The 23,802-nt window shown below is 63.0% G+C and carries 19 protein-coding genes, 2 tRNA genes and 1 pseudogene; 20 read left to right on the top strand and 2 right to left on the bottom strand.

The genetic code is table 11. The features are described from left to right. From ASD75_RS23340 to ASD75_RS11790, 17 genes and pseudogenes are all read left to right on the top strand, one after another. A pseudogene (locus ASD75_RS23340) lies at positions 1–97 on the top strand (elongation factor Tu); the annotation flags it as partial. A 15-nt stretch (positions 98–112) separates the two neighbouring features. Continuing rightward, positions 113–188: transfer RNA gene (locus ASD75_RS11865), tRNA-Trp, on the top strand. Positions 189–279: 91 nt separating this feature from the next. Then, positions 280–666, top strand: coding sequence for a preprotein translocase subunit SecE (gene secE / locus ASD75_RS11860; RefSeq protein ID WP_056745845.1), 387 nt, complete (start codon positions 280–282; stop codon positions 664–666). Continuing rightward, positions 663–1,259 carry a transcription termination/antitermination protein NusG gene (nusG, locus tag ASD75_RS11855; RefSeq protein ID WP_015012231.1) on the top strand — a complete coding sequence of 199 codons (597 nt, stop codon included), beginning with the start codon at positions 663–665 and terminating at the stop codon, positions 1,257–1,259. Before secE ends, nusG begins: the two co-directional genes overlap by 4 nt. A 160-nt stretch (positions 1,260–1,419) precedes the next feature. Continuing rightward, a complete protein-coding gene (gene rplK, locus ASD75_RS11850) occupies positions 1,420–1,851 on the top strand; it encodes a 50S ribosomal protein L11 (RefSeq protein ID WP_008907082.1) in 432 nt (143 codons plus the stop codon). Beyond that, positions 1,852–2,547 carry a 50S ribosomal protein L1 gene (rplA, locus tag ASD75_RS11845; protein WP_056059944.1) on the top strand — a complete coding sequence of 232 codons (696 nt, stop codon included), beginning with the start codon at positions 1,852–1,854 and terminating at the stop codon, positions 2,545–2,547. 241 nt (positions 2,548–2,788) lie between these two features. Beyond that, entirely contained in the window at positions 2,789–3,313 is a 525-nt protein-coding gene (gene rplJ / locus ASD75_RS11840; RefSeq protein ID WP_056745843.1) for a 50S ribosomal protein L10, read from the top strand. 40 nt (positions 3,314–3,353) lie between these two features. Then, positions 3,354–3,731: a 50S ribosomal protein L7/L12 gene (gene rplL, locus ASD75_RS11835; protein ID WP_008907085.1), complete on the top strand. Its 378-nt coding sequence runs from the start codon at positions 3,354–3,356 to the stop codon at positions 3,729–3,731. 266 nt (positions 3,732–3,997) lie between these two features. After that, entirely contained in the window at positions 3,998–8,110 is a 4,113-nt protein-coding gene (gene rpoB / locus ASD75_RS11830) for a DNA-directed RNA polymerase subunit beta (RefSeq protein ID WP_056745841.1), read from the top strand. A gap of 21 nt (positions 8,111–8,131) precedes the next feature. Continuing rightward, complete coding sequence (rpoC, locus tag ASD75_RS11825; protein WP_056745839.1) at positions 8,132–12,367, top strand: DNA-directed RNA polymerase subunit beta'; 4,236 nt, start codon at positions 8,132–8,134, stop codon at positions 12,365–12,367. Between the two features lie 179 nt (positions 12,368–12,546). Beyond that, positions 12,547–13,155, top strand: coding sequence for a LemA family protein (locus ASD75_RS11820; RefSeq protein ID WP_056745837.1), 609 nt, complete (start codon positions 12,547–12,549; stop codon positions 13,153–13,155). Positions 13,156–13,173: 18 nt separating this feature from the next. Then, positions 13,174–14,646 carry a 16S rRNA (cytosine(967)-C(5))-methyltransferase RsmB gene (rsmB, locus tag ASD75_RS11815; protein WP_235511606.1) on the top strand — a complete coding sequence of 491 codons (1,473 nt, stop codon included), beginning with the start codon at positions 13,174–13,176 and terminating at the stop codon, positions 14,644–14,646. 10 nt (positions 14,647–14,656) lie between these two features. Beyond that, complete coding sequence (locus ASD75_RS11810) at positions 14,657–15,268, top strand: DUF4390 domain-containing protein (RefSeq protein WP_056059932.1); 612 nt, start codon at positions 14,657–14,659, stop codon at positions 15,266–15,268. After that, positions 15,265–17,559 (top strand): ATP-binding protein, encoded by a 2,295-nt coding sequence (locus tag ASD75_RS11805; RefSeq protein ID WP_056745833.1) that lies wholly within the window; start codon positions 15,265–15,267, stop codon positions 17,557–17,559. Before ASD75_RS11810 ends, ASD75_RS11805 begins: the two co-directional genes overlap by 4 nt. A gap of 42 nt (positions 17,560–17,601) precedes the next feature. Next, positions 17,602–18,285, top strand: coding sequence for a response regulator (locus ASD75_RS11800; RefSeq protein WP_056745831.1), 684 nt, complete (start codon positions 17,602–17,604; stop codon positions 18,283–18,285). Positions 18,286–18,345: 60 nt separating this feature from the next. Then, positions 18,346–18,421 (top strand) — tRNA-Phe (locus tag ASD75_RS11795). A 169-nt stretch (positions 18,422–18,590) separates the two neighbouring features. After that, complete coding sequence (locus tag ASD75_RS11790; protein ID WP_056745828.1) at positions 18,591–19,844, top strand: Hsp70 family protein; 1,254 nt, start codon at positions 18,591–18,593, stop codon at positions 19,842–19,844. A 101-nt stretch (positions 19,845–19,945) separates the two neighbouring features. Here the strand turns inward: ASD75_RS11790 and rsmI are convergent, their stop codons facing one another. Continuing rightward, positions 19,946–20,875: a 16S rRNA (cytidine(1402)-2'-O)-methyltransferase gene (gene rsmI / locus ASD75_RS11785; RefSeq protein ID WP_056745826.1), complete on the bottom strand. Its 930-nt coding sequence runs from the start codon at positions 20,873–20,875 to the stop codon at positions 19,946–19,948. On the opposite strand from rsmI, the gene ASD75_RS11780 reads away from it, so the two are divergent. The 3 genes from ASD75_RS11780 to ASD75_RS11770 all read left to right on the top strand — a co-directional run bounded on the left by ASD75_RS11780 (position 20,875) and on the right by ASD75_RS11770 (position 22,637). Beyond that, positions 20,875–21,285, top strand: a complete 411-nt coding sequence (locus ASD75_RS11780; protein ID WP_056745824.1) for a YraN family protein — start codon at positions 20,875–20,877, stop codon at positions 21,283–21,285. The genes rsmI and ASD75_RS11780 overlap by 1 nt on opposite strands. Before the next feature lie 90 nt (positions 21,286–21,375). Next, entirely contained in the window at positions 21,376–21,975 is a 600-nt protein-coding gene (locus ASD75_RS11775) for an SIS domain-containing protein (protein ID WP_056059914.1), read from the top strand. Next, complete coding sequence (locus tag ASD75_RS11770) at positions 21,972–22,637, top strand: BON domain-containing protein (protein WP_056745822.1); 666 nt, start codon at positions 21,972–21,974, stop codon at positions 22,635–22,637. Before ASD75_RS11775 ends, ASD75_RS11770 begins: the two co-directional genes overlap by 4 nt. A gap of 199 nt (positions 22,638–22,836) precedes the next feature. Here the strand turns inward: ASD75_RS11770 and ASD75_RS11765 are convergent, their stop codons facing one another. Further along, on the bottom strand, positions 22,837–23,751 hold the full coding sequence (locus tag ASD75_RS11765) for an NAD(P)-dependent oxidoreductase (RefSeq protein ID WP_056745820.1): 915 nt from the start codon (positions 23,749–23,751) through the stop codon (positions 22,837–22,839). Positions 23,752–23,802 lie beyond the last annotated feature (51 nt).

Below are 23,802 nucleotides of genomic sequence, written 5' to 3'. Positions count from 1 at the left end.
GATCAACCCCATCGCCATGGAAGAAGGTCTGCGCTTCGCTATCCGCGAAGGCGGCCGTACCGTGGGCGCTGGCGTCGTGGCCAAGATCATTGCTTAATCAAGCAAGGTATACAGGGGTATAGCTCAATTGGCAGAGCGTCGGTCTCCAAAACCGAAGGTTGTAGGTTCGATTCCTACTGCCCCTGCCACTTGAATGTGGCCCCCAACAAGCCCGCCAGACCCTGGCGGGCTTCGGTGTCTTAAGTGATGCCGTGAATAGGAAGCAGGAAATACTCAAAGATGGCCACTTCACAGGTTGAAACTGTCAATACAGGCGCAGACAAGGCCAAGCTCGCAGCGGTAGTGGCGTTGGTCATTGCCTCCGTTGCGGGCTTTTATTTGTTGAGCAAGCAAGGCGCCGTCGTGCAGTGGGCGGCATTGATCGTCGGGCTGGTTGCGGCTACGGCGGTGTTTTTGGTGTCGGAATCGGGGCGTCAATTCGTCGCGTTTGCCAAAGACGCATGGCGCGAAGTGAAGAAGGTGGTCTGGCCCACGCGCAAGGAAACCTTGCAGATGACGGCCTATGTGTTCGCCTTCGTGGTCATCATGGCGCTTTTTCTGTGGTTCACGGACAAGACTCTAGAGTGGGTCTTGTACGACTTGATTTTGGGTTGGAGAAAGTCATGACGACCGCTGCGGAAATCACGGGAGCACAAGCTCCTGCAGGCGCTTCTGCCTCGGCCAATCCAGACCTGCGCTGGTACATCGTCCATGCCTATTCGGGCATGGAAAAAGCGGTCGAACGCAACATTCAGGAGCGCATCGGCCGCTCTGGCATGCAAGACAAATTTGGTCGGATCTTGGTGCCGACCGAAGAAGTCGTGGAAATGAAGAACGGCCAGCGCAAGACGACGGAGCGTCGCTTGTTCCCTGGCTATGTGTTCGTTGAGATGGTGATGGATGACGACACCTGGCACTTGGTGAAGCACACCAACAAGGTCACGGGTTTCGTGGGCGGCGCCAAGAACAGGCCTGCCCCCATCTCGGAAGACGAAGTGCAAAAGATCGTCAGCCAGATGCAGGAAGGCACCGACAAACCACGCCACAAGATCGAGTTCATGGTGGGCGAGTTGGTGCGCGTCAAGGAAGGTCCTTTCACTGACTTCAACGGCTCTGTCGAGGAAGTCAATTACGAAAAGAGTCGCGTGCGCGTCTCTGTGATGATTTTCGGTCGCTCGACCCCTGTGGAGTTGGAGTTCGGGCAGGTCGAAAAGACATAAATCTGTCGATCACAAGTCTGACTGCCTCGGCAGCCAGGGCAATGATTTTGGACGCCGCACTTTTCGGCTCGGTGCGGACGTCGTCACGGTGAGTCGTTAACCCGGGGAGCTGGTGGTTGCATGGTGCAACACAAGCGTTATGACCCGTCAGGAGTAAAGCATGGCGAAAAAAATCGTCGGTTTTATCAAGCTGCAAGTTCCAGCTGGTAAGGCCAATCCATCCCCACCGATCGGCCCAGCACTGGGTCAACGTGGCCTCAACATCATGGAGTTCTGCAAGGCATTCAATGCGCAGACCCAAGGTGTGGAGCCAGGTCTGCCACTGCCCGTGGTCATCACGGCGTTCGCAGACAAGAGCTTTACCTTCATCATCAAGACGCCGCCTGCGACGACTCTGATCAAGAAGGCCATCAAGCTCGAAAAGGGTTCTTCCAATGCCCTGAAGACTAAGGTTGGCAAGATCACGCGCGAACAGCTCGAAGAGATCGCCAAGACCAAGATGAAGGACATGAACGCCGCTAACGTTGACGCTGCTGTCCGTACGCTGGCTGGTTCCGCACGCTCGATGGGCGTGACGGTGGAGGGTTTGTAAATGGCCAAGTTGACGAAAAAGCAAAAGGCCCTGCAGGGCAAGGTTGACAGCACCAAGCTGTACGCTTTTGCAGACGCAGTGGCGCTCGTGAAAGAAGCTGCAACGGCCAAGTTCGATGAATCCATCGACGTGGCAGTGCAACTGGGCATCGATGCCAAGAAGTCGGACCAAGTGGTGCGTGGCGCCGTGGTGCTGCCCAATGGCACTGGCAAGACGACCCGTGTCGCTGTGTTTGCACAAGGCGCCAAAGCGGAAGAAGCCAAGGCTGCGGGTGCTGACATCGTTGGCATGGACGACCTGGCTGCCATGGTCAAGGCTGGTGACATGCCTTTCGACGTGGTGATTGCTGCCCCCGACGCTATGCGCGTTGTGGGTACGCTGGGCCAGATTCTGGGCCCTCGTGGTCTGATGCCTAACCCCAAGGTTGGCACCGTGACTCCTGACGTTGCCACGGCTGTGAAGAACGCCAAGGCTGGTCAGGTGCAATTCCGCGTAGACAAGGCCGGTATCGTGCACAGCACCATTGGCCGCCGTTCGTTCGACAACGAAAAGCTGCAAGGCAACCTGGCTGCGCTGATCGATGCACTGAACAAGGCCAAGCCAGCTTCGAGCAAGGGTCTGTACCTGCGCAAGGTCGCTGTGTCCTCCACGATGGGCGTTGGCGTCCGCGTGGATACGCAATCCATCGCAGCATAATTGCGATTGAAATCTTCGGGCCTTTTTCAAAGGGCCTGATGTGGTGGGCTGTGGGTGGTGCAATACCTGCCTGCAGGCCATCCAAGACCGTTGGTGTGTGGCTCGCCGCACTTAATCCCCTTGCGGGGCCAACGCAGATGGCGATCCCGCTGCAGATGGAATTCGTTCCGAAACAGTTGGTCGCTGCAACAAGAGCGCGCAGGAGGGTGCAAGCCTGAGTGCGCAATTTAAGGAGTAGACCTTGAGTCTTAATCGCAGTGAGAAAGAAGCGGTCATCAGTGAAGTGACCAGCCTCGCCGCTAAAGCTCAAACGCTTGTGATCGCGGAATACCGTGGCATCACGGTCGCCGACATGACCAAACTGCGCGTTGATGCTCGCAGCAAGGGTGTGAGCCTGAGTGTTCTGAAGAACACTCTGGCCCGCCGTGCTGTGGCAGGCAGCCAGTTTGACGTGGTGGCAGACCAGATGACCGGTCCCCTGATCTATGGCTTCTCCGAAGACGCCGTGGCTGCCGCGAAAGTGGTGGCTAACTTTGCGAAGACCAACGACAAGTTGGTGATTCGCGGTGGCGCTTTCGGTGGTAAAGCCCTGGACGTCAACGGCGTGAAGCAACTGGCCAACATTCCTTCCAAGGAAGTTCTGCTGGCTCAGATTTGTGGCTTGCTTATGTCCCCCATGTCGCGTACAGCCGTTGTGCTGGGCGCACTGGCGGCGAAAAAAGGCGAAGGCGCAGCCGCACCGGCCGCCGAACCTGCAGCAGCTTGATAGCTGGGCAGTCAACCAACACAATTGTTAGGAAATCAAAATGGCATTCGATAAAGACGCATTTTTGACCGCGCTGGACAGCATGACGGTTCTGGAACTCAATGACCTGGTGAAGGCCATTGAAGAGAAGTTTGGCGTGAGCGCTGCAGCTATGGCTGCTCCTGCTGCCGCTGGTGGTGGCGCTGGCGCCGCTGCTGCTGAAGAAAAGACGGAATTCAACGTGGTGCTGACCGAAGCCGGCGCCAACAAGGTGTCCGTCATCAAGGCAGTGCGCGAAATCACCGGCCTGGGCCTCAAGGAAGCCAAGGACCTGGTGGACGGCGCTCCCAAGAACGTCAAGGAAGGCATTGCCAAGGCCGACGCCGAAGCAGCCGTCAAGAAGCTGGTGGAAGCCGGCGCCAAGGCCGAACTCAAGTAATTCGGTCTTGCTCAAGGGCTGGAGTGCTCCTCAAAGGGCCTCCAGCCTTTGGTGCTTTCAGAGAGCACCCGTAAGCCCCGTCTGCAACGAGGCTTTCGAGTGTCTTCTGACAACCCCGACAGCAGAAGACGCCTTGGTTCGGGTGATGTGCAACGCATCACCGTCCGCCATGGTTGGTAGTGGCCAACCGCCAAGCCCGTAAGGACCACGCTCCTTGCGGGTCAGTCGTCGAAGACCCAGGACTCATGTCTTTGCCCGGAGATCTCATGGCCTATTCCTACACCGAACGCAAGCGAATTCGCAAAAGTTTCGGCACCCGCGATAGCGTGCTCGAAGTTCCTTATCTGCTGCAGATGCAGAAGGACGCATACACCGCTTTCCTGCAGGCAGATACAGCACCCCAGAAAAGAACCATCGAAGGCCTTCAGGCTGCATTCGACGCTGCCTTCCCCATCGTCTCCCACAACGGTTTTGTGGAGATGAAGTTCATTGAGTACAACCTGGCAAAGCCTGCCTTCGATGTGCGTGAGTGCCAGACCCGTGGTCTGACGTTCGCCTCGGCCGTGCGCGCCAAGGTGCAACTGATCATCTATGACCGCGAGTCCTCGACGTCGCAGTCCAAGGTGGTCAAGGAGGTGAAGGAGCAAGAGGTCTACATGGGTGAAGTGCCCCTGATGACCGACAAGGGCTCGTTCATCATCAACGGCACGGAGCGCGTGATCGTGTCGCAACTGCACCGTTCGCCAGGCGTGTTTTTCGAGCATGACAAGGGCAAGACCCACAGCTCGGGCAAGCTGCTGTTCTCGGCTCGGATCATCCCGTACCGCGGCTCCTGGCTCGACTTCGAGTTCGACCCCAAGGACATCCTGTACTTCCGCGTGGACCGTCGCCGCAAGATGCCGGTCACGATTCTGCTCAAGGCCATCGGCCTGAACCCCGAGTCCATCCTGGCGAACTTCTTCGTCAACGACAACTTCCGTCTGATGGACAGCGGTGCGCAGATGGAGTTTGTCTCCGAGCGCCTGCGTGGCGAAGTGGCACGTTTCGACATCACCGACAAGTCGGGCAAGGTGGTTGTGGCCAAGGACAAGCGCGTCACGGCCCGTCACACCCGCGAACTGGAGCAGTCTGGCACCACGCACATCAGCGTGCCAGAAGACTTCCTGATTGGCCGTGTGGTCGCTCGCAACATTGTGGACGCCGACACGGGCGAAATCATCGCCAAGGCCAATGAAGAACTGACTGAAGCGCTGCTCAAGAAGCTGCGTACTGCCGGCGTGCAAGACCTGCAGGTCATCTACACGAACGAACTGGACCAAGGCGCCTACATCTCGCAGACCCTGCGCATCGATGAAACGGTGGACGAGTTCGCTGCCCGCGTGGCCATCTACCGCATGATGCGCCCCGGCGAGCCGCCGACAGAAGACGCCGTGCAGGCCCTATTCCAGCGCCTGTTCTACAACCCCGACACGTACGACCTGTCGCGCGTGGGTCGCATGAAGTTCAACGCCAAGATTGGCCGCGACGAATCCACCGGCCCCATGGTGCTGTCCAACGAAGACATCTTGGCCGTGGTCAAGATCCTGGTGGATCTGCGCAACGGCAACGGCGAAGTCGATGACATCGATCACTTGGGCAACCGCCGCGTGCGTTGCGTGGGCGAACTGGCCGAAAACCAGTACCGCACGGGCCTGGCACGTATCGAAAAGGCCGTGAAGGAGCGTCTGGGCCAGGCCGAGCAAGAGCCGCTGATGCCCCACGACCTGATCAACAGCAAGCCGATCTCGGCCGCCCTGAAGGAATTCTTCGGTGCCTCGCAGCTGTCGCAGTTCATGGACCAGACCAACCCGCTGGCTGAAATCACGCATAAGCGCCGTGTATCTGCCCTCGGCCCAGGCGGTCTGACCCGTGAACGTGCAGGCTTCGAAGTGCGTGACGTGCACGTGACCCACTACGGTCGCGTCTGCCCTATCGAAACGCCTGAAGGTCCCAACATTGGTCTGATCAACTCGCTGGCTCTGTACGCCCGCCTGAACGAGTACGGTTTCATTGAGACCCCGTACCGTCGTGTGGTGGACGGCAAGGTGACCAACGACATCGACTATCTGTCGGCGATCGAAGAAGGCAAATACGTGATTGCGCAGGCCAATGCGCAGCTCGACAAGGACGGTCGTCTGACGGGCGAACTGGTCTCAGCCCGTGAAAAGGGTGAGTCGATTCTGTGCGGCGCAGATCGCGTGCAGTACATGGACGTGTCGCCAGCGCAGATCGTGTCGGTGGCAGCCTCGCTGGTGCCATTCCTGGAGCACGATGACGCGAACCGCGCGTTGATGGGCGCCAACATGTCGCGCCAGGCCGTGCCTGTGCTGCGTCCTGAAAAGCCCCTGGTTGGTACGGGCATTGAACGCGTGGCCGCTGTGGACTCGGGCACCGTGGTGACCGCTACACGTGGTGGTATCGTGGATTACGTGGATGCCACCCGTATCGTGGTCCGCGTGAATGACGACGAAGCCGTGGCCGGTGAAGTGGGTGTGGACATCTACAACCTCATCAAGTACCAGCGTTCCAACCAGAACACCAACATCCACCAGCGTCCTATCGTCAAGAAGGGTGACAAGCTGGTCAAGGGTGACGTCGTGGCCGACGGTGCATCGACGGACTTTGGCGAAATCGCCATCGGCCAGAACATGCTGATCGCGTTCATGCCCTGGAACGGCTACAACTTCGAAGACTCGATCCTGATCTCCGAACGCGTGGTGTCCGAAGACCGCTACACCTCGATCCACATCGAAGAGCTGGTGGTCATGGCTCGCGACACGAAGCTGGGTGCAGAAGAAATCACACGCGACATTCCGAACCTGTCGGAACAGCAACTGAACCGTCTGGACGAGTCCGGCATCATCTACGTGGGCGCCGAAGTGCAACCCGGCGACACGCTGGTCGGCAAGGTCACGCCCAAGGGCGAAACCACCCTCACGCCTGAAGAGAAGCTGCTGCGCGCCATCTTCGGCGAGAAGGCTTCCGACGTGAAGGACACGTCGCTGCGCGTGGACCAGGGTTCGTCCGGCACCGTGATCGACGTGCAGGTGTTCACACGTGAAGGCATCCAGCGCGACAAGCGTGCCCAGCAGATCATCGACGATGAACTCAAGCGCTTCCGTCTGGACCTGAACGATCAGCTGCGCATCGTGGAGGCCGACGCCTTTGATCGTATCGAGAAGCTGCTGACCGGCCGCGTGGCCAACGGCGGCCCACAGAAGCTCGCCAAGGGCACGAAGATCGACAAGGCCTATCTGGCTTCCGTCGAGAAGTTCCACTGGTTCGACATCCGCCCTGCGGAAGACGAAGTCGCCACCCAGCTCGAATCCATCAAGAACGCGCTGGAGCAAACTCGCCACAGCTTCGACCTGGCCTTTGAAGAAAAGCGCAAGAAGCTCACGCAAGGCGACGAGCTGCCTGCTGGCGTGCTCAAGATGGTCAAGGTGTACCTTGCCGTCAAGCGCCGTCTGCAGCCTGGCGACAAAATGGCTGGCCGCCACGGTAACAAGGGTGTGGTGTCCAAGATCGTTCCGGTCGAAGACATGCCCTACATGGCCGACGGCACGCCTGCCGACATCGTTCTGAACCCGCTGGGCGTGCCCTCGCGGATGAACATTGGTCAGGTGCTCGAAGTCCATCTGGGCTGGGCCGGCAAGGGCATTGGTCAGCGCATTGGCAACATGCTCCAGGAGCAGGCCAAGGCGTCCGAGCTGCGCACCTTCCTCGAAGAGGTGTACAACTCGCGCGGCCGCAAGGAAGACCTGTCGCAACTGAGCGACGACGACCTGATGGCCATGGCGGAAAACCTGACGAGCGGTGTGCCTTACGCTACCCCCGTGTTCGATGGTGCTTCGGAAGAAGAAATCAAGGACATGCTCAAGATCGCCTACCCGGACGATATTGCTGAGCGCAAGGGCCTGACACCGACCCGCACACAGGCTTATCTGTTTGATGGCCGCACGGGCGAGCGCTTTGAGCGCCCGACCACCATCGGCTACATGCACTACCTGAAGCTGCACCACTTGGTGGACGACAAGATGCACGCCCGCTCGACCGGTCCTTACTCGCTCGTCACGCAGCAGCCGCTGGGTGGTAAGGCGCAGTTCGGTGGCCAGCGTTTCGGGGAAATGGAAGTGTGGGCGCTGGAAGCTTACGGCGCCGCCTACGTGCTGCAGGAAATGCTGACCGTGAAGTCCGACGACGTCGTGGGCCGTACCAAGGTGTACGAGTCCATCGTCAAGGGCGAACACGCCATCGAAGCCGGCATGCCGGAATCGTTCAACGTGCTGGTCAAGGAAATCCGTTCGCTGGGCCTGGACATCGAGCTGGAACGCTCCTAAGCAGAAAAGGAAAGAGTCACTATGAAATCGCTACTCGACCTGTTCAAGCAATTCACGCCGGACGAGCATTTCGATGCCATCCGCATCGGCATGGCTTCGCCCGAAAAGATCCGTTCGTGGTCTTTCGGCGAAGTGAAGAAGCCCGAAACCATCAACTACCGCACATTCAAGCCCGAGCGTGACGGTCTGTTCTGTGCCAAGATTTTTGGTCCTATCAAGGACTACGAATGCCTGTGCGGCAAGTACAAGCGCCTCAAGCACCGCGGTGTGATCTGCGAGAAGTGCGGCGTTGAAGTCACGCAGACCAAGGTGCGTCGCGAGCGCATGGGCCACATTGATCTGGCCGCGCCTTGCGCTCACATCTGGTTCCTGAAGTCGCTGCCTTCGCGTCTGGGCCTGGTGCTCGACATGACGCTGCGCGACATCGAACGCGTGCTGTACTTTGAAGCCTACGTGGTGACCGACCCCGGCATGACCCCGCTGAAGAAGTTCAGCATCATGTCCGAGGACGACTACGACGCCAAGCGCAAGGAATACGGCGACGAGTTCATCGCCAAGATGGGCGCCGAAGGCATCAAGGACCTGCTGGAATCCATCGATATCGACCTGTCGATCGAACGCCTGCGCGGTGACCTGACCGGCTCCGAAGTCAAGGTCAAGAAGAACGCCAAGCGCCTGAAGGTGCTCGAAGCCTTCAAGAAGTCGGGCATCAAGCCCGAATGGATGGTGCTCGAAGTGCTGCCCGTGCTGCCACCGGACCTGCGTCCGCTGGTGCCGCTGGACGGCGGCCGCTTCGCGACCTCCGACCTGAACGATCTGTACCGCCGCGTCATCAACCGCAACTCGCGTCTGCGCCGCCTGCTGGAGCTGAAGGCCCCTGAAATCATCGCCCGCAACGAAAAGCGGATGCTGCAGGAAGCCGTCGACTCGCTGCTGGACAACGGCCGCCGTGGCAAGGCCATGACGGGCGCCAACAAGCGCGCGCTGAAGTCGCTCGCCGACATGATCAAGGGCAAGTCCGGCCGTTTCCGCCAGAACTTGCTGGGCAAGCGCGTGGACTACTCCGGTCGTTCCGTGATCACCGTGGGCCCAACGCTCAAGTTGCACCAGTGCGGTCTGCCCAAGCTGATGGCGCTGGAGCTGTTCAAGCCTTTCATCTTCTCGCGCCTCGAAGCCATGGGCATCGCGACGACGATCAAGGCCGCCAAGAAGGAAGTCGAATCCGGCACCCCCGTGGTGTGGGACATCCTGGAAGAGGTCATCAAGGAGCACCCCGTGATGCTGAACCGTGCACCTACGCTGCACCGTTTGGGCATCCAGGCCTTTGAACCCATCCTGATCGAAGGCAAGGCCATCCAGCTGCACCCCCTCGTCTGCGCGGCCTTCAACGCCGACTTCGACGGTGACCAGATGGCTGTGCACGTCCCGCTGTCGGTGGAAGCACAAATGGAAGCCCGCACGCTGATGCTGGCCTCCAACAACGTGCTGTTCCCCGCCTCGGGCGAACCCTCCATCGTGCCTTCTCAGGACGTGGTGCTGGGTCTGTACTACGCCACCCGTGACCGTATCAACGGCAAGGGCGAAGGCCTGGTGTTCGCTGACACTGGCGAAGTGCAGCGTGCCCTGGACGCTGGCCAGGTCGAACTGGCTGCCAAGATCACGGTGCGCATGACCGAGTGGACCAAGGACAAGGCCACGGGCGAGTTTGTGCCCTCGACCTCGCTGGTGGAAACCACCGCAGGCCGTGCACTGCTGTCCGAGATCCTGCCCAAGGGTCTGCCGTTCAGCAACATGAACAAGGCGCTGAAGAAGAAGGAAATCTCCAAGCTCATCAACGTGAGCTTCCGCAAGTGCGGCCTGAAGGAAACCGTGGTGTTTGCAGACAAACTGCTGCAAAACGGTTTCCGCCTGGCTACGCGCGCCGGTATCTCCATTGCCATCGACGACATGCTGGTGCCTCCGCAGAAGGCCGGCATCATTGAGCGCTCCGAGAAGGAAGTCAAAGAGATCGAACAGCAGTACGTGTCCGGTCTGGTGACGTCTGGCGAGCGCTACAACAAGGTGGTGGATATCTGGGGCAAGGCCGGCGACGAAGTGTCCAAGGTGATGATGGCCCAGCTGTCCAAGCAAAAGGTCACCGACCGCCACGGCAAGGAAGTGGACCAGGAGTCTTTCAACTCCATTTACATGATGGCCGACTCCGGTGCCCGCGGCTCTGCTGCCCAGATCCGTCAGGTGGCTGGTATGCGGGGTCTGATGGCCAAGCCAGACGGCTCGATCATCGAGACGCCCATTACCGCGAACTTCCGCGAAGGTCTGAACGTGCTGGAGTACTTCATCTCCACCCACGGTGCCCGTAAGGGGCTGGCCGACACGGCGCTGAAGACGGCGAACTCCGGTTACCTCACCCGCCGTCTGGTGGACGTGACGCAAGACCTGGTTGTGACCGAAGAGGATTGCGGCACGGCCAATGGTTCGCTGATGCGCGCCATCGTCGAAGGCGGTGAAGTGATCGAATCGCTGCGCGAGCGTATCCTGGGCCGCACTGCGGCTGAGGACGTGCTGCACCCCGAGAACCGTGCGGTGCTGGTCGAAGCTGGTGTGATGCTGGACGAAGACCTGATCGAAGAGCTCGAAGCCGCTGGCGTGGACGAAGTGAAGGTGCGCACGGCCCTGACCTGCGAAACCCGCTACGGCCTGTGCGCCAAGTGCTACGGCCGCGACCTGGGCCGCGGTGGCCTGATCAACCTCGGCGAAGCCGTGGGTGTGATCGCTGCCCAGTCCATCGGCGAGCCCGGCACGCAGCTGACCATGCGTACGTTCCACATCGGCGGTGCCGCTTCGCGTGCAGCCATCGCGTCGAGCGTGGAAGCCAAGTCCAACGGCGTGATCGGCTTCAACGCCACGATGCGCTACGTGAGTAACACCAAGGGCGAGCTGGTGGTGATTGCACGTTCGGGTGAAATCATCATCCAGGACGAGCATGGCCGCGAGCGTGAGCGCCACAAGGTGCCTTACGGTGCGACGCTGACGGTGAAGGCCGACCAGCAGATCAAGGCCGGTACGATCCTGGCCAACTGGGATCCGCTGACGCGACCCATCATCACCGAGTTCGCCGGCCAGACCAAGTTCGAGAACGTCGAAGAAGGCCTGACGGTGGCCAAGCAGGTCGATGAAGTGACCGGTCTGTCCACGCTGGTGGTGATCGATCCGAAGCGCCGTGGTGCCGCCAAGGTGGTGCGTCCGCAGGTGAAGCTGATCGACGCCCAGGGCAACGAAGTGAAGATCCCAGGTACCGACCACTCGGTGACCATCGGCTTCCAGGTCGGTGCTCTGATCCAGGTGCGCGATGGCCAGGACGTGGGCCCCGGCGAAGTGCTGGCGCGTATTCCGGTCGAAGGCCAGAAGACCCGCGACATTACCGGCGGTCTGCCCCGCGTGGCCGAGCTGTTCGAAGCCCGTACACCGAAGGACAAGGGCACCCTGGCCGAAATGACCGGTACCGTGTCGTTCGGCAAGGAAACCAAGGGCAAGGTTCGCCTGCAGATCACTGACCCTGAAGGTCGCGTGTTCGAAGAGCTCGTGCCCAAGGAAAAGAACATCCTGGTGCACGAAGGCCAGGTGGTGAACAAGGGCGAATCGATTGTGGACGGCCCGGCCGACCCACAAGACATTCTGCGTTTGCTGGGTATCGAAGAACTCTCGCGCTACATCGTCGATGAAGTGCAGGACGTGTACCGCTTGCAGGGCGTGAAGATCAACGACAAGCACATCGAGGTGATCGTTCGTCAGATGCTGCGCCGCGTCGTGGTCGAGAACGTCGGCGAGTCGAACTACATTGCCGGCGAGCAGGTCGAGCGCTCCGAGATCCTCAACACCAACGAGGCACTGCAGGCCGAGGGCAAGATCCCTGCGACCTACAGCAACCTGTTGCTGGGTATCACGAAGGCATCTCTGTCCACCGACTCGTTCATCTCGGCCGCTTCCTTCCAGGAAACGACCCGTGTGCTTACCGAGGCTGCCATCATGGGCAAGCGCGACGAGTTGCGTGGCCTGAAGGAAAACGTGATCGTGGGTCGCCTGATCCCTGCCGGTACGGGTCTGGCCTACCACCAGGCACGCAAGGCCAAGGACGCCATGGACGACGCCGAGCGCCGCGCCATTGCCGAAGCCGAAGCCGCCGAAATGGCAGCCCAGTCGGACGCCTCGGATGTGGACAGTGGCAGCGTCACTGCCACCGACGCAGCGGCAGACTGATAGAAAACAGCAAGGCCTCCCTCAGGCCCTGCTGCGGTCGCCACAGCGCCCCCGTCCTGTCCCAGGCAGGCCGGGGGCGTTTTTGATGGACGTGTGTCTTTTCACCGCCCGTCGTTTGTTTCAACTTTCTGTTTTTCGGGCCGCGACGGGTGCAGCAGCATCCGCTCCGGCAACTGTGCATGCTGTGGTCGTCGCCCCTCTTCTGGATTGCTTTTGCCGTCTTTCTGTTCTGGGCCCTGGGGGCCTACAACCGTCTGATGCGCCTGCGCTCAGCCGTCGTTCAGTCGTTCGGCAGTTTTGACGCACACATGGTGCGGCTGGTGGCCTTGCTTGGCGAGTTCGGTGCGGCGCAGACCGTACAGCGCGGCAGCTTGCTGGCCGATGCAGGTGCGCAAGAGTTGGCTGCGCTGCAGGGTGCCGTGACGCAATTGAGTGCCTCGCTAGCCGTGGCACGTGCCCGCCCGCTGCAGAGTGACGCGGTGGCTGCATTGACTGCCGCCCGCGAAGTGCTGCGAGCAACCTGGGCCACCGCCTTGCAGAAGTTGCTGGCCGACCCTGCACAGCCAACAGCATTGGCCTCGGCTGCAGATACCGCTACGGTGACCCCAGGGTCTGCGCCCGTGGTCCTGTCGGTGTGGCAGGTGCGCTGGGACGAACACGCCGTGCAGAACGAGCAAGCGATTCGCGTGTTCAATGAGGCCGTGGTGCAGTACAACAGTGCCATTGCCCAGTTTCCGGCCAGCCTGCTGGCCTGGGTGTTCGGGTTCAAGGCGGCACGTGCCCTGTAACCCGTTTTCAGGATCACGATGACTCTACCTCCCCACCACCGTCCCCGCCGCACCGGTGGCAATGCGCCGCGTCCCGTGCGCGCAGGCTCCGGCCAGCAGCCTCCGCAGGCGGGTTCTGCTGCGGTCTCACCCAATAGGGCGACTTCGTCGAGTGCCCCGACGGTTCCTCTGTGGCGGTTGCTGACAGCGGTGGCTGGCGCCTTACAGGCGATCCGCGGTGGGCAGTCCGGCACGGCAGCGCTGGCCGCCATAGAGATCGCGCTGCGCCCTGGCGCGCAGGCCCTGTTGTTCCAGGTATTGCGCCAGGCCGGGCGGGCCGAGGCCCTGCGCCGACAGCTGGCCGCCCGTGCCCCCGCACCCGCCGCCGATGCGCTGCTGTGCAGCGCACTGGCGCTGTGCTGGGACCCGCAGGCCTCGCCCTATGAACCCTTCACCCTGGTGAACCAGGCGGTGGAGGCGGCCAAGCACCACCCGGCCACCCGCGCGCAGGCCTCGTTCATCAACGGCTGCCTGCGCCGTTTTCTGCGCGAGCGCGACACCCTGGTGGCCGCCACCGACAACGATCCCGTGGCGCGCTGGAACCATCCGGCGTGGTGGGTGCAGCGCCTGCGCAAGGACCACCCCCAGCACTGGGAGCAGATCCTGCAGGCCAACAATGCCCACGCACCCATGGTGTTGCGGGTCAACGAACAAAAATGCACGGTAGCGCAGTATTTACATGCCTTGGATGCTATTGGTTTAGGAGCGATTGCGGTGGGCCAGCATGGCGTCGCGCTGCGTCAGGCGGTGCCCGTTCAGTCGCTGCCACACTTTGCGGAGGGCTGGGTGTCCGTGCAGGACGCCGCCGCCCAGCAGGCGGCTCCTTTGCTGCTGCAAGGGCTGGATCTGAGTCAGCCCTTGCGCGTGCTCGACGCCTGCGCCGCCCCCGGCGGCAAGACGGCGCACTTGCTGGAGATGGCGGGTCCGCAGTCTCCCTTGCAGGTCACGGCGCTGGAGATCGATGCCACACGCAGCGTCCGCATTGGTGAAACCCTGCAGCGCCTGGGGCTGATGGCCCAGGTCTTGGTGGCCGATGCTGCCCGCCCGCAAGACTGGTGGCAGTCGCAGTGCGGCGGCGTCCCGTTCGACGCCATCCTGCTCGACGCACCGTGCACCGCGTCCGGCATTGTGCGTCGCCATCCAGACGTGCGCTGGCTGCGCCGTGAATCCGACATTGCCCAGCTGGCAACCCTGCAGGCGGCCCTGCTCAATGCCCTGTGGCCGCTGTTGCGTCCCGGCGGGCGCCTGCTGTATTGCACTTGTTCCGTCTTCCGGGCAGAGGGTGATGCCCAGGTGCAAACGTTTCTTGCACACAACACCGATGCGCAAATGCTGCCGTCGCCGGGGCATTTAATTCCCGGCAACGCGGACAAGGTCGGGGCTGTCCCGGACAATCTGACCGGTGACCACGACGGCTTTTTTTACGCACTGTTGCAAAAATCGGCGCAATGAGCCCCGGGGCATGCGCTGGTGGCTGGTGTGCGCGTGGTTTGTGCTGTTTTGGGGGACGGTGCTCTGCTGGGTGCCGCAGGCCGTAGCGGCACAGGCGGCCTCCTCCGAGGTGGGTGACCTGCGGCTCGAACGCGGGGACGACGGTCTGTACCTGAGTGCCAACCTGCAATTTGAACTGCCCGAGCTGGCCGAAGACGCCTTGCAAAAAGGCATTCCCATGTTCTTCGTGGCCGACGCCCAGGTGCTGCGCGACCGCTGGTACTGGTCCGACCGGCAGGTGGCCGAGACCACCCGGTACTTCCGCCTGAGCTACCAGCCGCTCACCCGCCGTTGGCGTCTCAACATCTCCTCCACGCCTTTCACCAACAGCGGGCTGGGCGTGGTGCTGGGTCAGAATTTTGACAATTACGCCGATGCCTTGTCGTCGATTCAGCGTTTTTCACGCTGGAAGATCGCTGAACGCGATGTGATCGAGTCCGATGCCGTGCATACGGTGAACTTCCGCTTCCGCCTCGACATGTCCCAGCTGCCCCGTCCTTTCCAGATCGGTGCGGTCGGCCGGTCGGGCTGGAACCTGCTGGTCTCCCGCAGCCAGCGCCTGGGCGCAGAGCCAGCCAAGTGAGCACGTCCCCTCCATCCACCGGCGTTTCGGCATCGACCCACGCCACCGCCCGCCAGTCCCGCGCAGTGCGCTGGGCCGTGGGCGTGGGCGCCGCCATCATGTCGGCCATCGGTCTGGTACTGCTGTTCTTGCTGACGCTGGCCACCAACAACCGCGTGCTGTACGAGCGCAACTACGCCTGGCTTTTCGGCGTCAACGTGTTTGTGGCGCTGCTGCTGCTGCTGGTGCTGGGCTGGGTGGCGGTGCGATTGGGCTTGCGCCTGCGCAAGGGGCGCTTTGGCAGCCGCCTGCTGGTCAAGCTCGCAGCCATTTTTGCGCTGGTGGGGCTCATGCCGGGGCTGCTGATCTATGTGGTGTCCTACCAGTTCGTCACGCGCTCCATCGAAAGCTGGTTCGACGTGAAGGTGGAGGGGGCTCTGTCTGCGGGTGTCAACCTGGCCCGCGTGTCGCTGGACTCGCTGGCCACGGACATGGCCGCCAAGACCCGCAATGCCAGCGCCCAGGTGGCCCAGGTGCCCGACGCCGCTGCAGGCCTGGTGCTGGAGCGTATTCGCGACCAGCTCGGCGCGACCGACGTGGTGCTCTGGAACGCGTCCGGTCAGGCGGTGGCCAGCGCGGGGCAGTCGCGCTTCAGTCTCAACCCCGAGCGGCCCGGCGCTGCCTTGCTGCGCACGGCGCGCCAGCAGCGCGCCACGGCGCAGATCGAAGGGCTGGACGACATTGCCGACCCGGCTGCGGCGCAGAACGCGCGGGTCAAGGTGCTGGCCCTGGTCAGCAGCCCCAGCGTGGGCCTGTTGATGGAGCCGCGCTATCTGCAGGCCACCTTGCCCCTGCCGCCGGCCTTGGTGGCCAACGCCATCGCCGTGCAGGAGGCCAATCGTGAATACCAGGAGCGTGCGCTGGCGCGGGGCGGGCTGCGGCGCATGTATGTGGGCACGCTCACGCTGAGTCTGTTCCTGGCGGTGTTCGGCGCGGTGCTGCTGGCGGTGCTGCTGGGCAACCAGCTGGCGCGGCCCTTGTTGGTCCTTGCAGAGGGTGTACGCGAGGTGGCTGCGGGCAATCTGAGTCCCAAGGCCGCGCTGCAAAGCAAAGATGAGTTGGGTGGGTTGACGCGCTCGTTCGCGCTCATGACCCAGCAACTGGCAGACGCGCGCCAGGCGGTGGAGCAGAGCATGGGCGAGGTCGATGCCTCCCGCGCCAACCTGCAGACCATTCTGGACAACCTCACCGCAGGTGTCATCGTGCTGGATGCGCAGGGACTGATCCGTTCGTCCAACCCGGGCGCCACCCGCATCCTGCGCGCTCCCATGGCCGCTTATGAGGGGCGGCCGCTGTCCGAAGTGCCAGGCCTCGCGGAGTTTGCCGCGTCGGTCCAGGGCCATTTCGATGCGTTTTTGGGGGACCATGAACGCCATGGCCTGGACCATTGGCAGCAGCCGTTCGAGCTGCATGCCTCCTCCGGCGGCGCCGGACAACACGCCACCAGCCTGGTTGCGCGGGGCGCAGAGCTGCCCGATGCCACCCGACTGTTGGTTTTTGACGACATTTCGGAGATCGTTTCGGCCCAGCGTGCGCAGGCCTGGGGCGAGGTGGCGCGACGGCTGGCGCACGAAATCAAGAACCCGCTGACCCCCATCCAGCTGTCGGCCGAGCGCCTTGAAATGAAGCTGTCGGGCAAGCTGCCGGACCCTGAACAAGCCATCCTCGCCAAGTCCGTCAAGACCATCGTGGACCAGGTCGATGCGATGAAGCGACTGGTCAACGAGTTCCGCGATTACGCGCGCTTGCCCGCCGCCGAACTGCATGCGCTGGACCTCAATGCCTTGGTCGCCGAGGTGCTCCATTTGTATGGGGCAGAAAACGCCACCGTGCCTGTAGAAGCCGAGCTGGACCCGCGCTGCCCCTGGATTGCGGGCGATGCGCAGCAGTTGCGCCAGGTCGTACACAACCTGCTGCAGAACGCCCAGGACTCGACCGAGCAGGCCCGCGCCGGGGCCTCCGAGCCCGTGCCGCCGGTGCGCATCAGCACCCGCTGGAGCGAATCGTCACGCCGTGTGCGGCTCACGGTATCGGACAGCGGCGGTGGCTTTCCGTCCCACATCCTGCAGCGCGCTTTCGAACCCTATGTCACCACCAAACCGCGTGGCACCGGCCTGGGTTTGGCCGTCGTCAAAAAGATCGCAGATGAGCACGGAGCGCGCATCGAACTGTCCAATCGCACCGAAGAAGGCGTGGTGCGCGGCGCCCAAGTGTCGTTATCATTCGCCCCTGAACCAGCGGTGGCGTTATAACAACACCGCCCCGCAGTACCTCCCCAAGGCGCTTCAACACACATGGCAAACATTCTGGTGGTCGACGATGAGCTCGGCATTCGTGATCTGCTGTCGGAAATCCTGAACGACGAAGGTCACAGCGTAGACCTCGCAGAAAATGCGACCCAGGCCCGAGCCGCCCGGGCAGGCAACAGCTATGACCTGGTGCTGCTGGACATCTGGATGCCCGACACCGACGGCGTCTCGTTGCTCAAAGAGTGGGCGACTGCGGGCGTGCTCACCATGCCGGTCATCATGATGAGCGGCCACGCTACCATCGACACGGCGGTGGAGGCCACGCGCATCGGCGCTTTCTCGTTCCTCGAAAAACCCATCACCCTGCAAAAGCTGCTCAAGGCCGTGGAGCAGGGCCTGGCACGCAACGCGGCCCACCAGGCTGCACCCGTGGCTGCCGTGTCCGCACCCGCTGCCGCTCCGGCCGATCCGACGTTCTCGCAGCTGCCTGCCGTTTCTGCGGTGATGGCGGGGGTGGACCCCGGCCCCCACGCCTACCAGGGGTTTGACCTGGATCGCCCCCTGCGCGAAGCGCGCGATGGTTTCGAGAAAGCCTACTTCGAGTTTCACCTGGCCCGCGAAGGCGGCTCCATGACGCGCGTGGCCGAAAAGACGGGCCTGGAGCGCACCCACCTGTACCGCAAGCTGCGCCAGCTGGGCGTGGATCTGGGGCGCGGCAAGCGCGGCTGATCAATTAATTTGTGCCTTTTGCCGGAAGCGCTGATTTTTCTGGCTATAATTTGAGGCTCAGGCCCGGTAGCTCAGTCGGTAGAGCAGAGGATTGAAAATCCTTGTGTCGGTGGTTCGATTCCGCCCCAGGCCACCAAACAAAAGCCCTTGATTTGCAAGAATCAAGGGCTTTTTCAATTTCGTACCGCCGAAGCAGGGCCACACCCAGCTGGGCAGGTGCGCATGCCGAAATCCTGCGTTGCCTTGGTGCTGGTTGCTGCCCGTACCGCGCATTGCCTTCCTTGTTGTTTCTCCCCACGTTCCCCATGCCCCTTCTGCAGGACACCACCCTTGGTATCGACTTCGGCACTTCCAACTCCGCGATGGCGGTGCGGCAGGGCGCGGGCCTGTCGCGGATGGTGGCGCTGGAGGGGGATGCACACACGCTGCCCACGGCGCTGTTCTTCAACGCCGAAGACCAGCGCACGCACTTTGGGCGCGATGCGGTGGCGCAGTACCTCGCGGGCACGGAAGGGCGGCTGATGCGCTCGCTCAAGAGCCTGCTGGGCAGTGCGCTGTTGCAGGACAAGACCGCAGTGCACAACCAGCTGGTCAGCTACCAGGACATCATCGGCCTCTTCTTGCGGATGCTGGCGCAGAAGGCCCGCGACGAACTGGGTGGCATGCCCGGGCGGGTGGTGATGGGGCGGCCGGTGCATTTTGTGGACGGCGATGCCGAGCGCGATCAGCAGGCCGAGGACGCGCTGCGCCAGGCCGCGCTGTCTGCAGGGTTCGAGAACGTGAGCTTCCAGTTCGAGCCCATTGCGGCCGCGCTGGACTACGAGCAGCGCATCGACCGGGAGTCGCTGGTGCTGGTGGTGGACATTGGCGGCGGTACGTCGGACTTCACGGTGGTGCGCCTGGGCCCCGAGCGCATGGCCCGCGCGGACCGCAGCAGCGATGTGCTGGCCACCACTGGCGTGCACATCGGTGGCACGGACTTTGACCGGCGCCTCAGCCTGGACCTGCTCATGCCGCTGCTGGGCTTTCGCCACATCGGTCCGTCGGGGCGCGAGGTGCCCAGCCGCGTGTTTTTCGACCTCTCAACCTGGCACCTGATCCAGTGGCTGTATTCGCCGCGCGCACTGCGTGATGCGCAGAACCTGCGCACCGACTATGCCGATGCCGCGCTGCATGCCCGGCTGATGCGGGTGTTGAACGAGCGGTTGGGCCACCGCCTGGCCAACACGGTGGAGCAGGCCAAGATCGCAGCTTCTCTGGCCGATGCCGAGGCGCCCATGCCGCTGGACTGGGTCGAGGCCGGGCTCGGCGCCGCCGTCACGCCACCCGGATTGGCGCAGTCCCTGGCGCAGCCGCTGGAACAGGTGGTGGCCTGCGCGCGCGACTGCCTGCAGATGGCGGGACTGGGCGATGGGGGGGTGGATGCGATCTACCTGACCGGGGGCTCGTCGGCATTGCGGCCCCTGCGCCAGGCACTGCGCACGGCCTTCCAGGCAACTCCGCAAGTGGAGGGTGATCTGTTCGGCGGGGTGGCTGCGGGCCTGGCGGTTTCGCGGTAGTCACGACATCCAGTTTGCTATCAATTAAATAGCTGATACGGCATATTGCACTAGCGCTACCGCCCGAAACCACTGCAAAAACTGCCCGGGAGCGCCTGGAGTCAGTCGTGTACGCCATCCTCGCGCTTCCACTCCAGCGCGGTGTCGTACAGCACGTTGCGCGACGCGCCCGTGATCTCGGCGGCCAGGCGCACGGCGGTCTTCAGGGGCAGCTCGGCCAGCAACAGGCGCAGCACGCGGTGGCTGTCGCCCGCGTCGCTGACCACAGGTACCGGGTGCAGCAGCACCACGAATTCGCCGCGCGAGCGCTGGGGCGACCCATCCAGCCACGCCGTCAGCGCCTGCGCGGGCTGGGTGGTGACTTCTTCAAACTGTTTGGTCAGCTCGCGCGCCAGGGTGACGGGGCGCTCGCCCAATACGACCAGGGCCTGGGCCAGCTCGCCGATGCGGTGGGGCGCTTCGAGCAGCACCACGCACCGGGGCTCCTGGGCCAGCTGCTGCGCAATCACGTTGGCACGCTCCGCGTTCTTGACGGGCAGGAATCCTGCAAACACAAATCCGCCGTGTTCGGTGCTGTGGGCCACGGCACCGGCCACGCTCAATGCGGTGGTGATGCTGCTGGCGCCCGGCAGGGGCACGGCACGCATGCCCGCCGCCTGCACTGCGGCCACCAGACGTGCGCCGGGGTCGCTCACGCCGGGGGTGCCTGCGTCGCTCACATAGGCCACGCGCTGGCCCTGCTGCAGCCGGTGCACCACGTTCTGCGCGGCTTCGGCCTCGTTGTGTTGGTGCACAGCCAGCAGCTGGCTGGCGCCCTTGTCGATGCCGTAGGCGCGCAGCATCGACTGCGTATGGCGCGTGTCTTCGCAGGCCACCGTGTCGGCCAGTTGCAGCACATGCAGTGCGCGCAAGGTGATGTCGGCCAGGTTGCCGATGGGCGTGGCCACCACGTACAGCGCGCCCTGCGGATAATGCTGCGCAGCAGCGGCGTCGTGCGCCGCGCCCTGGGCTGAAGCGAAAGATGCGCTCAATGAATTTCCTTGGAAAAAGACCACCGGCCCTTGCCACCCCGGGGGCTGCCAAAAAAGCCACCACGCGTGAGCGGGGCAACGCTGCCGAGGACCAGGCATTGGTCCATCTGCAGGCAGCGGGACTGCAACTGGCGGTGCGCAATTATCGGACGCCCGGACGCGGCGGGGGCGAGATTGATCTGGTGATGCGTGACCAGGATGGCACCCTGGTGTTTGTGGAGGTGCGCAGCCGCGCGCATGGCGGCTTTGGCGGCGCAGGTGCCAGCATCAGCGCGACCAAGCAGCAGCGCATCATCTTTGCCGCACGGCACTACCTGATGCGCTTGCCGTCGCCACCGCCCTGCCGTTTTGACGTGGTGCTGGTGGAGGAGGGGGTGCAGTGGCTCAAGGCGGCGTTCGATGCGCAGTAGCGGCGGGCGCCGTACCGGTCGCCAGCGCAATGCGGGTGGCTACCCTTTGCTACAAAAGCTGTAACACGCGGCGGGTATCATCGGGCCCTCATGCTTGAGCAACGCATCCAACAGCATTTCATCGACAGCGCCGACCTGAAGTACCAGGCCGCGCAGACCCTGAGCCACCCCATTGCCGCTGCCGTACAGGCGGTGCTGGCCTGCGTGACCAGCGGCGGCAAGGTGCTGGCCTGTGGCAACGGCCCGTCCGCCGCCGAAGCGCAGCAGTTTGCCGCCTTTTGCGTGGCGGGCTTTGAACGCGAACGTCCCGAGCTGGCCGCGCTGGCGCTCACATCCGACAACACCCTGCTCACGGCGGCTGCGGGAAGCAACGATGCCACCCAGCAGTTTGCGCGCCAGGTGCGCGCCCTGGGCCAGGCGGGCGATGTGCTGCTGGCCCTGACGGTGCACGGCAACGACCCCAACCTGCTGGCTGCCGCCGAGGCCGCGCACGAGCGCGACATGACCGTGGTGGTGTTGGCGGGCCGCACCGGCGGCAAACTGGCCGCCATGCTGCGGGAGACCGACGTCTTGATCAGCGTGCCCCATGACCGTGCGGCACGCGTGCGCGAAGTCCATACGCTGGTACTGCACTGCATCAGCGACGGCGTGGACGCACAGTTACTTGGTGAACAGGAGATCCCACTATGAACCCGACAACCCTGAATCGCACCCGCCGCGTGGTGGGCACTGCCCTGGCTGCTGCCACGCTGGCCGCTGCACTATCGGCCTGCGCGCCCCTGATCGTGGGCGGCGCTGTGGTCGGCGGCGTGATGGCGGTGGACCGCCGCACGGCCGGCACCCAGATCGAAGACGAAGGCATTGAGCTGCGCGCGGCCAACCGCATCCGCGAAGCCCTGGGCGACCGGGCCCATGTCAATGTGACCAGCTACAACCGCCAGGCCCTGCTGACCGGTGAAGTCGCCACAGCCCAGGACCGCCAGGCGGTGGAGCAGATGGTGTCGCAGGTGGAGAACGTGCGCTCCGTGGTCAACGATCTGGCCGTGATGCCCAGCTCCACCCTGAGCCAGCGGTCCACGGACACCTTCATCACCGGCAAGGTGCGTGCGAGCCTGGTGGACGCGCAGGACATCTCGGCCAATTCCTTCAAGGTGGTGACCGAGCGCAACACCGTCTATCTGATGGGCCGTGTCTCGCAGCGCGAGGCCAACCGTGCCACGGACATCGCCCGGGGCGTGAGTGATGTGCGCAAGGTGGTGCGTGTGTTTGAGATCGTTTCGGAGGAAGAGCTGCGCCGCATCGCGCCGCAGCCTGCGCCGGTCACCACGGACACAAAGCCTGCCGGCGGCTGAGGACGGGGTTCAGACCGGAGGGTCAAAGTCCCAGACCGCAGCGCGTGGTCTGGGACTTTTTTCTTGCAGCGCTGGAGCTCCGCTGCGCTGCCACACGTCGCCGGCGTTGCACCCGGGGGTGAGGCTGCGACGACGCCTGCTTTGTCCGACCGCCAGGCCTCCCCTTTGTCGGGGCAGACACCGCAGGCGGCTCTGGGGGTTACTTCAAGCGCTGAATCAGGCTGGACGTATCCCAGCGGTTGCCGCCCATCTTCTGCACATCGGCATAGAACTGGTCCACCAGTGCCGTCACGGGCACGCGTGATCCGTTGCGCTTGGCTTCGTCCAGCACCAGTCCCAGGTCCTTGCGCATCCAGTCCACGGCAAAACCAAAGTCGAACTTGCCGTCCACCATGGTCTTGCCACGGTTGTCCATCTGCCAGCTCTGGGCAGCGCCCTTGCCGATCACTTCCAGCACCTGCTTCATGTCCAGCCCGGCGTTCTGGCCAAACGCCACGGCTTCCGACAGGGCCTGCACCAGCCCGGCGATGCAGATCTGGTTGACCATCTTGGCCAACTGGCCCGAGCCGCTGGCACCCAGCAGCGTGAAGGCGCGCGAGAACGCCATGGCCACGGGCTGAGCAGCCTCGAAGGCTGCGGCATCGCCACCGCACATCACGGTCAGCAGGCCGTTCTGAGCGCCGGCTTGGCCGCCGGACACGGGCGCATCCACAAACTGCAGGCCGAGCACTTGGGCGGCTGCATACAGCTCGCGGGCCACCTCGGCCGAGGCCGTGGTGTGGTCCACAAAAATCGCGCCGGGCTTCATGCCTGCGAAGGCACCGTCCGCACCCAGGGTGACCGAGCGCAGGTCATCGTCATTGCCCACACAGCAGAACACGATGTCGGCGCCTGCCGCCGCCTCGCGGGGCGTGGCTGCATGCTGGGGGGCCTTGGTGCTCGCATACTCTGCGCACCACGCTACGGATTTGGTAGCGGTCCGGTTGTACACAGTGACTTCATGACCAGCCAGCGCCAGGTGGCCTGCCATGGGATAGCCCATCACGCCCAGGCCCAGAAAGGCGACTTTGCGGGAGGGGGTGGTGTCGTAATTGCGGGGGTTAGTGCTTGGCATGGTGTGGCGGCAAGATGTTGCAAAAGTATGTGTGAAAACGAAAACCCGCCC

It is taken from the genome of Acidovorax sp. Root568, from assembly GCF_001427445.1.
Classification (GTDB): domain Bacteria; phylum Pseudomonadota; class Gammaproteobacteria; order Burkholderiales; family Burkholderiaceae_C; genus Acidovorax; species Acidovorax delafieldii.
This window is presented reverse-complemented; position numbering and strand designations above follow the sequence as displayed.

Bases quoted from the DNA above. Each gene is read 5' to 3' on its own strand.
- secE (WP_056745845.1), top strand. From the start codon at position 280: ATGGCCACTTCACAGGTTGAAACTGTCAATACAGGCGCAGACAAGGCC.
- nusG (WP_015012231.1), top strand. From the start codon at position 663: ATGACGACCGCTGCGGAAATCACGGGAGCACAAGCTCCTGCAGGCGCT.
- rplK (WP_008907082.1), top strand. From the start codon at position 1,420: ATGGCGAAAAAAATCGTCGGTTTTATCAAGCTGCAAGTTCCAGCTGGT.
- rplA (WP_056059944.1), top strand. From the start codon at position 1,852: ATGGCCAAGTTGACGAAAAAGCAAAAGGCCCTGCAGGGCAAGGTTGAC.
- rplL (WP_008907085.1), top strand. From the start codon at position 3,354: ATGGCATTCGATAAAGACGCATTTTTGACCGCGCTGGACAGCATGACG.
- rpoB (WP_056745841.1), top strand. From the start codon at position 3,998: ATGGCCTATTCCTACACCGAACGCAAGCGAATTCGCAAAAGTTTCGGC.
- rpoC (WP_056745839.1), top strand. From the start codon at position 8,132: ATGAAATCGCTACTCGACCTGTTCAAGCAATTCACGCCGGACGAGCAT.
- ASD75_RS11820 (WP_056745837.1), top strand. From the start codon at position 12,547: ATGCTGTGGTCGTCGCCCCTCTTCTGGATTGCTTTTGCCGTCTTTCTG.
- rsmB (WP_235511606.1), top strand. From the start codon at position 13,174: ATGACTCTACCTCCCCACCACCGTCCCCGCCGCACCGGTGGCAATGCG.
- ASD75_RS11810 (WP_056059932.1), top strand. From the start codon at position 14,657: ATGCGCTGGTGGCTGGTGTGCGCGTGGTTTGTGCTGTTTTGGGGGACG.
- ASD75_RS11800 (WP_056745831.1), top strand. From the start codon at position 17,602: ATGGCAAACATTCTGGTGGTCGACGATGAGCTCGGCATTCGTGATCTG.
- ASD75_RS11790 (WP_056745828.1), top strand. From the start codon at position 18,591: ATGCCCCTTCTGCAGGACACCACCCTTGGTATCGACTTCGGCACTTCC.
- ASD75_RS11780 (WP_056745824.1), top strand. From the start codon at position 20,875: ATGAATTTCCTTGGAAAAAGACCACCGGCCCTTGCCACCCCGGGGGCT.
- ASD75_RS11775 (WP_056059914.1), top strand. From the start codon at position 21,376: ATGCTTGAGCAACGCATCCAACAGCATTTCATCGACAGCGCCGACCTG.
- ASD75_RS11770 (WP_056745822.1), top strand. From the start codon at position 21,972: ATGAACCCGACAACCCTGAATCGCACCCGCCGCGTGGTGGGCACTGCC.
- ASD75_RS11765 (WP_056745820.1), bottom strand. From the start codon at position 23,751: ATGCCAAGCACTAACCCCCGCAATTACGACACCACCCCCTCCCGCAAA.